Source organism: Myxococcus sp. MxC21-1 (assembly GCF_032612255.1).
Classification (GTDB): Bacteria; Myxococcota; Myxococcia; order Myxococcales; family Myxococcaceae; genus Myxococcus; species Myxococcus virescens.
The window spans coordinates 897,518-910,038 of the sequence record NZ_CP123278.1; the positions used below are offsets into that span (position 1 = coordinate 897,518).

Annotated in this window: 11 protein-coding genes and 1 pseudogene; 7 read left to right on the forward strand and 5 right to left on the reverse strand. The window is 69.3% G+C overall.

From position 1 onward, the window contains the following. Positions 1–127 precede the first annotated feature (127 nt). The gene (locus QEG98_RS04345; RefSeq protein WP_316565852.1) at positions 128–907 is read left to right on the forward strand and encodes a tetratricopeptide repeat protein; all 780 of its coding nucleotides are present in this window, start codon (positions 128–130) and stop codon (positions 905–907) included. A 168-nt stretch (positions 908–1,075) separates the two neighbouring features. Then, positions 1,076–3,892 carry a DNA gyrase subunit A gene (gene gyrA / locus QEG98_RS04350; protein WP_316565853.1) on the forward strand — a complete coding sequence of 939 codons (2,817 nt, stop codon included), beginning with the start codon at positions 1,076–1,078 and terminating at the stop codon, positions 3,890–3,892. Positions 3,893–3,959: 67 nt separating this feature from the next. On the opposite strand, the gene QEG98_RS04355 is transcribed toward gyrA, so the two are convergent. From QEG98_RS04355 to QEG98_RS04365, 3 genes are all read right to left on the reverse strand, one after another. Then, entirely contained in the window at positions 3,960–4,340 is a 381-nt protein-coding gene (locus QEG98_RS04355) for a DUSAM domain-containing protein (RefSeq protein WP_316565854.1), read from the reverse strand. A gap of 427 nt (positions 4,341–4,767) precedes the next feature. Further along, the gene (locus QEG98_RS04360; RefSeq protein WP_316565855.1) at positions 4,768–5,604 is read right to left on the reverse strand and encodes a PfkB family carbohydrate kinase; all 837 of its coding nucleotides are present in this window, start codon (positions 5,602–5,604) and stop codon (positions 4,768–4,770) included. Between the two features lie 10 nt (positions 5,605–5,614). Next, positions 5,615–6,232, reverse strand: a complete 618-nt coding sequence (locus tag QEG98_RS04365) for a nuclear transport factor 2 family protein (protein ID WP_316565856.1) — start codon at positions 6,230–6,232, stop codon at positions 5,615–5,617. 145 nt (positions 6,233–6,377) lie between these two features. On the opposite strand from QEG98_RS04365, the gene QEG98_RS04370 reads away from it, so the two are divergent. The 5 genes and pseudogenes from QEG98_RS04370 (at position 6,378) to QEG98_RS04390 (ending at position 11,335) form a co-directional block, all read left to right on the forward strand. Then, a complete protein-coding gene (locus tag QEG98_RS04370; RefSeq protein WP_316565857.1) occupies positions 6,378–7,361 on the forward strand; it encodes an iron ABC transporter substrate-binding protein in 984 nt (327 codons plus the stop codon). Beyond that, positions 7,361–8,926: an iron ABC transporter permease gene (locus QEG98_RS04375; protein ID WP_316565858.1), complete on the forward strand. Its 1,566-nt coding sequence runs from the start codon at positions 7,361–7,363 to the stop codon at positions 8,924–8,926. Before QEG98_RS04370 ends, QEG98_RS04375 begins: the two co-directional genes overlap by 1 nt. 48 nt (positions 8,927–8,974) lie before the next feature. Next, positions 8,975–10,032 (forward strand): annotated as a pseudogene (locus tag QEG98_RS04380) (ABC transporter ATP-binding protein). 182 nt (positions 10,033–10,214) lie between these two features. Beyond that, positions 10,215–10,412 carry a YkvA family protein gene (locus QEG98_RS04385; RefSeq protein WP_316567822.1) on the forward strand — a complete coding sequence of 66 codons (198 nt, stop codon included), beginning with the start codon at positions 10,215–10,217 and terminating at the stop codon, positions 10,410–10,412. Between the two features lie 95 nt (positions 10,413–10,507). Next, positions 10,508–11,335, forward strand: a complete 828-nt coding sequence (locus QEG98_RS04390; RefSeq protein WP_090485758.1) for an SDR family oxidoreductase — start codon at positions 10,508–10,510, stop codon at positions 11,333–11,335. Between the two features lie 6 nt (positions 11,336–11,341). On the opposite strand, the gene QEG98_RS04395 is transcribed toward QEG98_RS04390, so the two are convergent. Further along, a complete protein-coding gene (locus tag QEG98_RS04395; RefSeq protein ID WP_316565859.1) occupies positions 11,342–12,007 on the reverse strand; it encodes a hypothetical protein in 666 nt (221 codons plus the stop codon). Next, positions 11,944–12,453: a hypothetical protein gene (locus tag QEG98_RS04400; protein ID WP_316565860.1), complete on the reverse strand. Its 510-nt coding sequence runs from the start codon at positions 12,451–12,453 to the stop codon at positions 11,944–11,946. The genes QEG98_RS04395 and QEG98_RS04400 overlap by 64 nt, the downstream gene beginning before the upstream one ends. Positions 12,454–12,521 lie beyond the last annotated feature (68 nt).

Sequence of the window (12,521 nt, forward strand, 5' to 3'; positions counted from 1 at the left end):
GAGCGCCCGGAGGGAAGGGACGCGCGCGGCGTGAAGTCGTGTGGCGTGCGTGCGAAGAACCGTGCGGAGCCCACCATCGGGCGGCACCATGCAAGCGTTGTCGCCTTGGCTCGTTTAAGGTGTGTCCATGGCCAAGAGCACGTCCCAGAAGCGTCCGTCGAAGGCGAAGAAGCCCGCCGCGTCGAAGGCGAAGGCGAAGAAGGCCGCTGCCCCGAAGAAGGCCGCCTCGAGGACCCGCGCCGCGCCCCGTCGCGCCAGCGCGCCGGTGTCCGAGCCCGCCGTCGAAACCCCTCGGGCCCCCGTACTGGAAGCCGAGCCCGTGCTCGCCGACGAACCCACCCCTGGGCGCCCGGGCCCCAAGGCGCTCCCGTCCGGCGAGACCGCGGGCCGCGTGTTGCCCTTCGAAATCGACCCCAAGCGCATGGAAGAAGGGCTGCGCAAGCTCCAGGGGGAGATGGTCCACTGGGCCAACAAGGGCCGCTACACGCGGGTGCGCTTCAAGTTCCGGGGCAAGCAACTGCTTCCGGACCTGCCGCTGGCCGCCGTGGTGGCCGCGGAGGGGCTCACGTTCTACTGGGGCGGCATCCTGCGCGTGCTTGTCGCCAACGTGGTGGGCGGCAGCGTGTTCCAGGTGGAGCTCGTGAATGACGCGGAGAAGCGCGTCCAGGCCGGCAAGGAGGCCTTGCTGTCGGGCGACGTGGACCAGGCGCTGGTGCTCTTCCGGGAAGCCGTGGCCATGGACCGTGACTTTCCCTCCGCGCACCTCAACGTGGGCGTGGCCTTGAAGCTGAAGGGCGACCGGGAAGGGGCCCTGGCCGCGTTCGAAAAAGCAAAGGAAAGGGACCCGGAAGGACCGGTGGGAGCCGAAGCCGAGCGCCTGGCTGCTCTCCTGCGTCCGCAGGGCTGAAAAAGGCTCGCTCAAGCGTTCAAAAAAGAGTCCCTTTCAGGCATCCCGACGTTCGAGGCGAAAGCCCCTTGTTTCCCCTGTTGACGCAGGGAAATCCAGGGGTTACGAACGCTCACTCACTGGATGGCGGCCCCCATTCGCGGGCCCCTCCGCAGACTTCCAGAGCTCATGGCTGACGACACGACTGACAAGCCGGCATCGCCCTCCGCGCCTCCCCCCCCGGACAGCGCTGGAGAGCTCATTCCCGTCAACATCGAAGACGAGATGCGCCGTTCGTATCTCGACTACTCCATGTCCGTCATCGTGGGGCGCGCGCTGCCCGACGTACGTGACGGACTCAAGCCCGTGCATCGCCGCGTGCTGTACGCGATGAATGACCTGGGCAACCTCCACAACCGGGCCTACAAGAAGTCCGCCCGCGTGGTGGGTGACGTCATCGGTAAGTACCACCCGCACGGTGACTCGTCGGTGTACGACGCCATGGTGCGCCTGGCGCAGGAGTGGAGCCTTCGCTACCTGCTGGTGGACGGCCAGGGCAACTTCGGCTCGGTGGACGGCGACTCGCCAGCGGCCATGCGTTACACGGAAGTGCGCATGGAGCGGCTGGCGGAGGACCTGCTGGCGGACATCGACAAGGAGACGGTGGACTTCGGTCCCAACTACGACGACTCGCTGGAAGAGCCGCTCGTCCTCCCGTCGAAGTTCCCCAACCTCCTGGTCAACGGCAGCAGCGGCATCGCGGTGGGCATGACCACCAACATCCCGCCGCACAACATGACCGAGGTCATCAGCGGCACGCTGCACCTCATCGACAACCCGGGCTGCACGGTCCGGGACCTGATGGAGTTCATCACCGGTCCGGACTTCCCCACCGGCGCCATCATCACCGGGCGCGAGGGCATCGTCCGCGCCTACGAGACGGGCCGCGGCCAGGTCACCATCCGGGCGCGCTCGGACATCGAGACCTCCAAGCGGGGTGACCGCGAGGCCATCATCTTCTCGGAGATTCCGTACCAGGTGAACAAGGCACGGCTCATCGAGAAGATCGCCGAGCTGGTGCGCGAGAAGAAGCTGGAGGGCATCAGCGACATCCGCGACGAGAGCGACCGCCAGGGCATGCGCATCGTCATCGAGCTCAAGCGCGATGCGATTGCGCAGGTGGTGCTCAACAACCTGTACGCGATGACGTCGCTGGAGACGACCTTCGGCGCGGTGATGCTGGCCATCGACGGCGGCCAGCCGCGCACGCTCAACCTGAAGGAGATGCTGGACCGGTTCATCGCGCACCGCCGTGACGTGGTGACGCGCCGCACGCGCTACGAGCTGCGCAAGGCGCTGGCGCGCATGCACATCGTCGAAGGTCTGCTCGTCGCGCAGGACCTCATCGACCTGGTGGTCAGCCTCATCCGCGCGTCCAAGGACCCGGACGAGGCGCGCTGGGGCCTGATGAACATCCTGTCGCCCGCGCTGTACGAGCACGAGCGCTTCGCGACCCTCCAGCGCATCGACTACGACAAGGCGAAGGCGCAGATGGAGCTGCTCGTCTCGCGCGCGCGCAACGAGGAGCCCAGCTACGCGGGCTTGGCACACAAGTACGAGGGCGCGGGCTTCAGCGAGGGCCAGGCACAGAACATCCTGGAGATGCGCCTGCAGCGGCTCACCGGCCTGCAGCGCGAGGAGCTGTTCCGCGAGCTCATCGGCCTGGTGCGCGACATCGCGCGCCTGCAGGACATCCTGGCCAACGAGCGCAGCCTGCTCAACGTCATCAAGACGGAGCTCGTGGAGATTCGCGAGCGCTACGGCGACAAGCGCCGCACGGAAATCACCGGCGCCGTGGATGAGATGACCAGCGAGGACCTCATCGCCGAGGAGACGATGGTGGTCACGCTGTCGCACACGGGCTACATCAAGCGCTCGCCGCTGACCGAGTATCGGGCGCAGAAGCGCGGTGGGCGCGGGAAGACGGGCGCTGCGACGAAGGAAGACGATTTCGTCAGCAAGCTGTTCGTGGCCAGCACGCACGCGTACCTGATGCCCATCACCACGAAGGGCAAGCTGTACTCGCTGAAGGTGCACCAGGTTCCGCAGGCCAGCCGCACGTCGCGCGGCAAGGCCATGGTGAACCTGGTGCAGTTCGGCGAGGGCGAGCGGCTGGCGCAGGTGCTGGTGACGCGTGACTTCCCGGAGAACCGCTACGTCTTCTTCGTGACGAAGCGGGGCGTGGTGAAGCGCACGGACCTGAGCGCGTTCGAGAACGTTCGCTCCAGCGGCATCATCGCGCTGGGCATCGACGACGGTGACGAGCTGGTGGCGGTGATGATTACCGACGGCAGCAAGGACATCCTGCTGTCGACGGCGTCGGGCATGAGCATCCGCTTCCCGGAGACGGAGGTCCGCTCCATGGGCCGTCAGGCCTACGGCGTGAAGGGAATCACGCTGGAGGACGGCGACGAGGTGGTGGGCGCCGACGTGGTGGAGACGGACGCGGCCATCCTCACGGTGACGGAGAACGGCTACGGCAAGCGGACGCAGGAGGCCGAGTACCGGCAGCAGGGCCGTGGCGGCAAGGGCATCATCGACATCAAGACCACCGAGCGGAACGGCAAGGTGGTGGGTCTGCTCCAGGTGAAGGAAGCGGACGAGGTGATGCTCGTCACCAACGGTGGCATGCTCATCCGCATGCGGGTGAAGGAAATCTCCGTCATCGGCCGCAACACGCAGGGCGTGCGGCTGATTGCCCTGGAGAACGAGCAGGAGAAGGTCATGGCCATCTCCAAGCTGCCCGAGAGCGACGAGTCCGAGGAGAACGGCGAGGCGGTGGCGCCGGCCGAGGGCGCGGTACCCACGGCGGAGGCCAGCGCTCCGGAGGCGACTGACGCCGCTGCGCCTGCGGACGCCACGGCGCCTGCGGAAGCCGCTGTCGAGTCGCCCCCGGCGTCCGAGGAGGGTGGCACCCCGGGTGGCGAGGAGCCCACGCAGGGCTGAGCCGTTCGTTGAATCGCCGGAAGGCTGACTGACGGGGGCGCGGCGGAAGTCGCGTCCCCGTTGTCATTCAAGGCTCATCATCCAGCAGGTTGAGTTGGCCCTGCGCAACGGCGCGGTAGTGCGGCACCTCCTCGGCGGCCAACACGTCCCGCATTTCCTGGCGGGCACTGTCGAGGTCACCCGCGCGCTTGTGCTGGTACATCCGGTGAAGCGCATTCACCATCCGGCTGGACCCTTCGCTGATGCGACGCGAGCACTCTCGGAGGAGTTCCAGTGCGCTCGTGTCCGAGGCAAGAGCCGAAGTCGCATCGGCTTGGCTGAGGCCCACTTCGAGAGCTGTTCGGGACAGGAGGTCCCGCACTTCGGCGGTGAGGACCAGGGGCTCTCCATCGCGCAGCACGCGACGCGCCAGGGTGCGAATCGGGTCCCAATCGAGTTCGTCAGCCATGCGCTACTTTCCCACGGGATAGCACTTATCGCCGGGCCATTCGTGCTGGCCCTCGCAGAGTTGGAAGCAGGCGTAGCAGTGTCCCTTCCATCCCTCCTGCTTGCAGTCGCCATAGGCACGAATGCACGTTCGTTTCCATTCAGGGAGGGCTGCGTTGTGTGAGTCATCCCACCGGGCTGGTGCCGCATCCGTCGCGGCTTGGGCGCCGGTCATGAGCACAGCGGCCTCGGCAGCGGAGAGTCCACATGCCTCGGGCATGCCGGGGAATCGTTGGAGGCAGCACGACACGGTGTCAGAGCAGGACGCCAGGGCATATGGGGCGCTCCTTTTCACGGTGGAGTGCGCGCCACTGGCGCACCCCAGTGAGAGGCTTGCGAGCACACATCCCAAGGATGTGGCTATGCTCTTTCTTGTCATTGAGAGCTGCTTATCGCAGTTCCGCCGGAAGCCGGCTGACATCCAGCTTCGGCACACCCACCTGCGTCACCGCCTGCGCACCGAACCAGTTCGCCAGCGCGGCGCAGCGCTCCAGCGGCAGTCCTCGCAGCAGTCCCAGCGTGAAGCCCGCGAGGAAGCAGTCGCCCGCGCCCGTGGCATCCACTTCCTCCACCGCAACCGTGGGCACGTCGATGCGCGCATCCGCCGTGAACACCGTGCAGCCCCGCGCCCCACGCGTCACCACCAGGCACGTCCGCTGACGCACCCGCTCGATGTCCATTGCCCGGGCCTCCTCCTCGCTGGCTTTCAGCACCCGAAGCCGCTCGAGCAGCCCCGCGAAAGGTGTGTCCTCCAAGCGGAGATTGAGCACCCGTCCGTCATCATCGAATGCCCGAATCAACCCCTGCGCATCCGCCAGCACATGCCGCGCCCGCTCAGAGACATGGAGCAGCGTCTCCGGTAGCACCTCACCCGCCACACCGCACGCCAGCGCCACGCGCGCGTCCACGGTGATGTCCTCCGGCAGGATGGGCTCCGCCTTCGCGCTCACGCGAAGCGTCCGGTCCTCCCCGTCGAAGTCCGCGATGAACTGCGTGGTGCGCGTCCCCGGAACGATGCGCGGCGGATACCGGACCTGGCCCGCGTAACGGAAGTCCTCGCCGGCCACCGCGGCCACCGCGTACTCCAGCCCCATCGCATCCAGGACGGACGCGATGTACGCCGCCGACCCGCCGAGCGCATGGGTTTCCCGCCCGGGGCCATGCCGGAGCAGGTCGTGGCAGTAGCTCCCCACCACCAGCACATCGCGCAGGGACACGTCACCCATGACGCGCGTTCTACTTCCGGGTGAAGTCCTTCGGCACGGGAACCCCCGCGGCCTTGTCGTCCGTCCAGGCGATGTTGAGAATCCACCAGCGCCGCCCATCGAAGACGAGCTGCAAGCTGTTGACGCCCGTGGTCATCACCGGCCCGTCCACGGTTTCACGCGTCTCATACGCGCTCAGCACCTGGACCATGTCGCCATAGCCAGACGCCTGCCGGCGCGTCTCCTTCTCGAAGAACCCCCGCTTGTCGAAGGCCACCGCGGCGGAGGTGGCATAGTCATCCGGTGTGAAGGGCGTGGCCGCGGGTCCCTTGCCGTCCTTGGACCGACGGATGGGAATCATCTGCGCGCCCGGGTGGAAGAGGGCGCGGAAGCGCTGCCAGTCGCGCGCCTGGCCCGCCGGGCCGCTGATGACGTCGTACAGCGCGGCGATGAGGGAATCGATGGAGCGCACGTCCTCCGGACGGGGCGCGGGTGCGAGCTGGAGCGCGCTCCGGGTTCGCTCGGCGGCGTCCTTCATCGGGTTGGGTGTGGAGACGGGTGGTTTCGGGGACGTGGGCGCCTGCGCGAGGGCGGAGGGCGCGGCGAGCAGGGCGGCGGCACAGGCGGCGACGACGAGCGGGCGCGGCATGGTGTCTCCACGGTGGCGGGAGGTTGCGGCCCGCGAGGCTACTCCGGGCCGCGAAGGAGCGCGGTCGTCACCTGTTTCGCGCTTCACCGGGTGTCCGCGCGCAATCGGTGGAAGCGGGGGAGGCCGTCCGTTAGGGTGCCGGCTCATGGTACGACTCCTCCTGGCCTCCCTGGTCCTGACCCTGGCCTCCCCCGCGCTCGCGGCGGAGACGCTCACCATCTACTCCGGCCGCAACGAGAAGCTCGTGGGCCCGCTCCTCAAGAAGTTCACCGAGAAGACGGGGGTCGAGGTGAAGGTGCGCTACGGCGAGACGCCGCAGCTCGCCGCCACGTTGCTGGAGGAAGGGGCGAAGACGCCCGCCGACGTGTTCTTCGCGCAGGACGCGGGGGCGCTCGGCGCGCTGGCGAAGGCGGGTCAGTTGCAGGTGCTGCCCAAGGAGACGCTGGACAAGGTGGATGCGCGCTTCCGCTCGCCGCAGGGCGTGTGGGTGGGCACCAGCGGCCGGGCGCGCGTGGTGGCCTACAACACGAAGAAGGTGAAGGCGGACACGCTGCCCAAGAGCATCCTTGGCTTCACGGATGCGAAGTGGAAGGGCCGCCTGGGCTGGGCGCCCACCAACGCCTCGTTCCAGTCCTTCGTCACCGCGCTGCGGCTGCTCAAGGGCGACGAGGCCGCGACGCAGTGGCTCAAGGGCATCCAGGCCAACGCGCCGCGCGTCTACAAGAACAACTCCGCCATCATCGAGGCGCTGGGGCGCGGTGAAATCGACGCGGGCTTCGTGAACCACTACTACCTGTACTCCGCGAAGAAGAACAAAGCGGACCTGCCCGTGGCCAACTACTTCGTCGCGGCGGGTGACCCGGGCGCGCTGGTGAACGTGGCGGGCGTGGCCATCCTCAAGGGCTCGAAGAACACGGACACGGCGAAGAAGCTGGCCGCGTACCTGCTGGACGCCGAGGCGCAGACGTACTTCGCGCAGGAGACGTCCGAGTTCCCGCTGGTGTCTGGCGTGAAGCTGGCCGAGGGCCTGCCGGCGCTCGACAAGGTGGGCTCGCCCGACCTGGACCTGTCCAAGCTGGATGACCTGCGCGGCACCGTGAAGCTGCTCCAGGATACTGGCGTCCTCTGATGCTTCGTCGTGCCCCGGTGGGATTATGGGTGGCTGGCGTGGCCATGGCCGCGCTGGCGCTGGTGCCCGCGATTTACCTGTGCGTGCGCGCCGCGGAAGCGGATGCGGACGCATGGGGCCTGCTGCTGCGAGACAAGACGTGGGGCCTGCTGGGCCGCACGTTGGGGCTCGCGGCGGCGGTGACGGGCTGCGCGGCGCTGCTGTCGCTGCCGCTGGCCTGGCTCACCGCGCGCACGGACCTGCCGGGGAGCCGTCTGTGGACGGTGTTGTTGTGTGTGCCGTTGGCGGTGCCCACGTTCGTCAGCGGCTACGTGCTGCTGGCGGCGTTCGGCGTGGGCGGCGCGCTGGAGGAGCCCCTGACGCACTGGGGTCTTCCGGTGCCGCCCGTGTATGGCTTTCCCGGAGCGCTGTTGGCGCTGACGGTGTCGACGTATCCGTACTTCTTCCTCGCGCTGCGCGCCGGGCTGCAGTCCCAGGACCCCGCGTGGCTGGAGGGGGCGAGGAGCCTGGGACTCACGCCCGCCCGGGCCTTCGTCCGCATCACCGTGCCCCTGCTGCGTCCTGCCTTCGCGTCGGGCGCGCTGCTGGTGGGACTGTACGTTCTCTCCGACTTCGGCGCGGTGGCGCTGCTTCAGTACGACGCTTTCTCGCGCGCCATCTACGTGCAGTACGAGGGCGCGTATGACCGCAGCTACGCGGCGCTGCTCGGGCTGGCGTTGGTGTCCGTGACAGTGGGCGTGCTGGCTTTGGAGCTGTGGCTGCGCGGCCGTGCGGGCTACCACCGCAGCGCGAAGGGCGCCGCCCGGGCTTCCTCGCTCGTACAGCTGGGCCGCTGGCGCGTGCCGGCGCTGCTCTTGTGCGGCGCGGTGGTGGCGGTGGGCGTGGGGCTGCCGGTGGGAGTGCTCGTCTACTGGGGCGTGCAGGGGCTGTCGGTGGAGTCGGGGCCGATGATGGGGCCGGCGTGGAACTCGGTGAGTGCTTCCATGCTGGGCGCGGTGGCGGCGGTGGTGGGCGCGTTGCCGCTGGCCTTCCTCGCGGTGCGCTACCCGAGCCGCCTCACGGTGGCGCTGGAGCGCGTGTCCTACGCGGGTTATGCGCTGCCGCCCATCGTGCTGGCGCTGTCGCTCGTCTTCCTGGGCGTGCAGGCGGTGCCCTTCCTCTACGGCACCCTGGTCATGCTGGTGCTGGCCTACGTGGTGCGCTTCCTGCCGCAGGCGGTGGGGGTGGTGCGGGCGTCGTTGCTTCAGCTCAACCCGCACCTGCCGGAGGCTGCGGCGTCGCTGGGCCAGCCTCCGTCCGGCGTGCTGTGCCGGGTGACGGCGCCGCTGCTACGGCCCGGGCTGCTGGCGGGCGCGGCGCTCGTCTTCCTCACGGCGATGAAGGAGCTTCCGGCCACGTTGCTGCTGGCGCCCATCGGCTTCGAGACGCTCGCCACGCGCGTCTGGGGCGCCACGGCCGAGGGCCGTTTCGCCGAGGCCGCGTTGCCGGCGCTGGTGCTGATGGTCGTCTCCACGCTGGGTGTGGGGCTGCTGGTGTCGCAAGAGGGCGGCTCGTCGCCGAGTTAAGCCAAAGCGCCCGGGCCCGCGGGAACGCGGTAGGGTGCGCCGCCCGCCATGCCTCTGCTTTCGCTCGACGACGTCACCCTTCGTTATTCCTCCAGCGGTACCGCCGCGGTGGACCGCCTGTCCCTGGCGGTGGAGCCCGGTGAAGTGTTGGCGCTGCTGGGCCCGTCGGGGTGTGGCAAGACGACGACGCTGCGGCTGGTAGCGGGCTTCGAGCGCCCCAACAGCGGCACCGTCACGTTGGAAGGCCGCACCCTGGCCAGCCCTGGCGCCTTCGTGCCGCCCGAGCAGCGCAGCGTGGGCATGGTGTTCCAGGACTACGCGCTCTTTCCGCACCTGTCCGTGGTGGAGAACGTGGCCTTCGGCCTCACCGCGATGCCGCGCCAGGAAGCCCGCGCCCGCGCGAGCAACATGCTGAAGCTCTTCGGCCTGGAGGGCTTCGAGTCGCGCATGCCGCACGCGCTCTCGGGTGGGCAGCAGCAGCGCGTGGCGCTGGCCCGCGCGCTGGCTCCCGGGCCGCGGGTGCTGCTGCTGGATGAGCCCTTCTCCAGCCTGGACAGCGCGCTGCGGGCCTCCACGCGAATGGAGGTGCGGCGGGTGCTGAAGTCGCTGGGGGCCACGGTGATGCTCGTCACGCATGACCAGCAGGAGGCCATGGCCTTCGCGGACCGGCTGGTGGTGATGCGGGCGGGGGCGGTGGAGCAGGTGGGCACGCCGGAGGCCGTCTACGCCACGCCGCGCACGGCCTTCGTGGCGTACTTCCTGGGCGGCACCAACCTGCTGCCGGGCGTGGGCTTCGGCAATGGCGCCCGGACGCTGCTCGGCATCCTTCCGGTGACGGGCGCGCCAGCGAAGGGCAACGTGCTGCTGTCGCTGCGGCCAGAGGCGATGCGACTGGTGCCGGACACGGACGGCGTCGCGTTGGGCGGCGGGCTGCGAGCGGAGGTGCTGGCGCGCGAGTTCCAGGGCCCTCCGCCGAGTTCACCGTGGCGTGCAACGGCCTGGAGCTCACCGTGCGCGGCGCGCCGGACCTGCCGCTGCGCGCGGGTGACCGGGCGAGGCTGGAGGTGGTGGGCCGCGCGATGGTGCTGGAGGACACTCCGGACTGAGCCTGGCTGTCCCCCGGGCGGCCGGACGGCGTACGCTAGGTGTGGGCCGAGGCCGCAATCACCCGGGTCCCTCGTGCGTAGAGGTAGGCATGAACATCGCAGGCCTTCGTGGTATGGGGAGCCGTTTCTTCCGGTACGTGCGCGACCCGCACGTAGCGCTCTGGCGGAAGCTCGCCGGCGTGATGGCGGTGGTCTACTTCCTGTCGCCCGTGGACGCGCTGCCGGACGTCATCCCGGTGCTCGGCTGGCTGGATGACCTGGGCGTGTTGTCCGCCGCCGCCTTCTTCATGGTGCGCGAGGTGCAGCGCCACCAGGTCGTCATCGCGGGGGAGGATGCGCAGCCGGGTGTCACCTCCCCGGCGCGCAGCAAGACGGTCTGAGTCGCCGGGTACCCCGTGACGCGGGGTGAGAGGCTCTTGCCGGGCCCCGGGCCCCCGTGGTTTGTGCGCCAGGAAGACTGTTGCACGGAGCCTGGATGTCCGGTTCACAGGGAAGTGTCGTTCTCATCACCGGTGCGTCGTCCGGCATCGGCAAGGCGTGCGCGGAGCTGCTGAGCGCGCGTGGCTACATCGTCTACGGCACCAGCCGCCGTCCCGCGGAGGCCGCGCCGCCGGGCTACCGGATGCTGGCGCTGGACGTCACCCAGGACGACTCCGTGCAGCGAGCCGTGGAGACGGTGCTGTCGCGTGAGGGCCGCATCGACGTGGTGGTGAACAACGCGGGCTACGCGCTCGCGGGCGCCGCCGAGGACACCTCCATCGAGGAAGCTCGCGCGCAGTTGGACGTCAACCTCCTGGGCGCGCTGCGCGTGTGCAAGGCGGTGCTGCCGTCGATGCGTGAGCGGCGCTCCGGCCGCATCATCCAGGTCAGCTCCCTGGGCGGGCAGGTGGGGTTGCCCTTCCAGTCGCTCTACAGCGCCAGCAAGTTCGCCCTGGAGGGCTTCACCGAGGCGCTGCGCCAGGAGGTGGCGGAGTTCGGCATCGAGGCGACGCTGGTGCAGCCCGGCGACGTGCGGACGCAGCTCACCCAGAACCGCGTGTGTGTCGCGAAGGCGGGCGCGGGCTCCGTGTACCAGGAGCGCTTCGAGGCCGTGCTGAAGGCCATCGAGTCCGGCGAGCGCGGCGGCCTCGTCGCCGAGGACGTGGCGAAGAAGGTGCTGGAGGTGATGGAGCGCGGAGCGCCTCACGTGCGCTATCCGGTGGCCCAACTGGCGCAGCGCGTGGCGGTGGTGGCGAAGACCGTGCTGCCCTCACGCACCTTCGAGCAGATCCTCATGTCCATCTACGGCCTGCGCCGCCGCTGACCGAGGCTAGAACCGGCCCACCATCGACACGCCCGTGCCCCCGCGTGGCGTCGTGAGCGGTGCCAGCGTCACCTGGGGCGCGTCCGGCGCGTCGAAGTCCCGGGTGAGGTACGTGGTGAGGGCCAGACCGCCCAGCACGCCGACGCCGCTGCCCACGAGGATGGCGTCTCCCGCGTCATTGCCCGCGGTGAGGTAGACGGCGCTCGCGCCCACCAGTCCGCCGAGGATGCCGCCCGCGTCGATGATGAGCATTCGGCCTCGGGACACCGGCACGTACTTCGACAGGATGGCCATTGAGAGGATGCCTGCGGCCGTGGCGCCCAGCTCGGCGGCGAAGAAGCTCTTCGTGTCATAGTTGTCCGAAGTCGCCAGGAACAGCGCCGTCACCGTGCCCGCCCAGAGGCCACCCGAGTTGGCCAGTGACACCTGTCCCGAGGTGGGGTTCACCAGGTGCGCCAGCAGGACGCCCACGCCGGTGAAGCCCGCTCCGCCGAGGATGGCGGCGCCCAAGGCATTGTCACCATCCAGGTCGAAGGCGAGCAGTGTCGCGACGCCGAACCAGAAACCCCACACGGTGCCGGAGTTGATGACGGCAGCTTGTCCGTCCGTCACACCGCCCCGGGTGAGCAGCAGCGAGCTGGCGGCGCCCGCTCCGGCGCCCAGCAGTGACACCGCGGCGTAACCCTGGCCGCTGCAATCTCCGATGGCGCACAGGAGGACGCCTTGTGCGACCCCGTGCAGCGTCTGCACCACGACGAGAGAGGCACGCGCGGCGTTGGAGCGAGGCTCTCGCCCCACCTCGCTCGCGGCGGCAGTGGCCAGCCGCCCCCGGGCGCGAGCCGTGTCCGGGAGAGCCGGGCCAGCTCGGTGGCATAGGGGTGCTGTGGACAGGCCGCGAGCACTCGCTCGAACAGCTCCAGCGCCTTCGCGTCGTTGCCGCTCACGAGCGCATCGAAGCCCGCCGAGTAATCCGCCTCGGAGCTCGCTGCACAGGCATCGGGCGTGGACACCAGGGGCGGCGCGGTGACTGTCTCCGGTGCCGTGGCCTCGGAAGAGGGCGGAGCCTCCGGGGGCTGAGCGGAGAGCGTGGCAAGCAGGATGAGCGTGGCGAGCGTCATGGCGCCCGTCACTGTATGCGAAGCGCGGCGGCGGAATGTATCAGCCAGGCCGCCGCCTTTTCGCGGTG

Bases quoted from the DNA above. Each gene is read 5' to 3' on its own strand.
- QEG98_RS04355 (WP_316565854.1), bottom strand. From the start codon at position 4,340: ATGGCTGACGAACTCGATTGGGACCCGATTCGCACCCTGGCGCGTCGC.
- QEG98_RS04360 (WP_316565855.1), bottom strand. From the start codon at position 5,604: ATGGGTGACGTGTCCCTGCGCGATGTGCTGGTGGTGGGGAGCTACTGC.
- QEG98_RS04390 (WP_090485758.1), top strand. From the start codon at position 10,508: ATGTCCGGTTCACAGGGAAGTGTCGTTCTCATCACCGGTGCGTCGTCC.
- QEG98_RS04365 (WP_316565856.1), bottom strand. From the start codon at position 6,232: ATGCCGCGCCCGCTCGTCGTCGCCGCCTGTGCCGCCGCCCTGCTCGCC.
- QEG98_RS04375 (WP_316565858.1), top strand. From the start codon at position 7,361: ATGCTTCGTCGTGCCCCGGTGGGATTATGGGTGGCTGGCGTGGCCATG.
- QEG98_RS04385 (WP_316567822.1), top strand. From the start codon at position 10,215: ATGGCGGTGGTCTACTTCCTGTCGCCCGTGGACGCGCTGCCGGACGTC.
- gyrA (WP_316565853.1), top strand. From the start codon at position 1,076: ATGGCTGACGACACGACTGACAAGCCGGCATCGCCCTCCGCGCCTCCC.
- QEG98_RS04400 (WP_316565860.1), bottom strand. From the start codon at position 12,453: ATGACGCTCGCCACGCTCATCCTGCTTGCCACGCTCTCCGCTCAGCCC.
- QEG98_RS04370 (WP_316565857.1), top strand. From the start codon at position 6,378: ATGGTACGACTCCTCCTGGCCTCCCTGGTCCTGACCCTGGCCTCCCCC.
- QEG98_RS04345 (WP_316565852.1), top strand. From the start codon at position 128: ATGGCCAAGAGCACGTCCCAGAAGCGTCCGTCGAAGGCGAAGAAGCCC.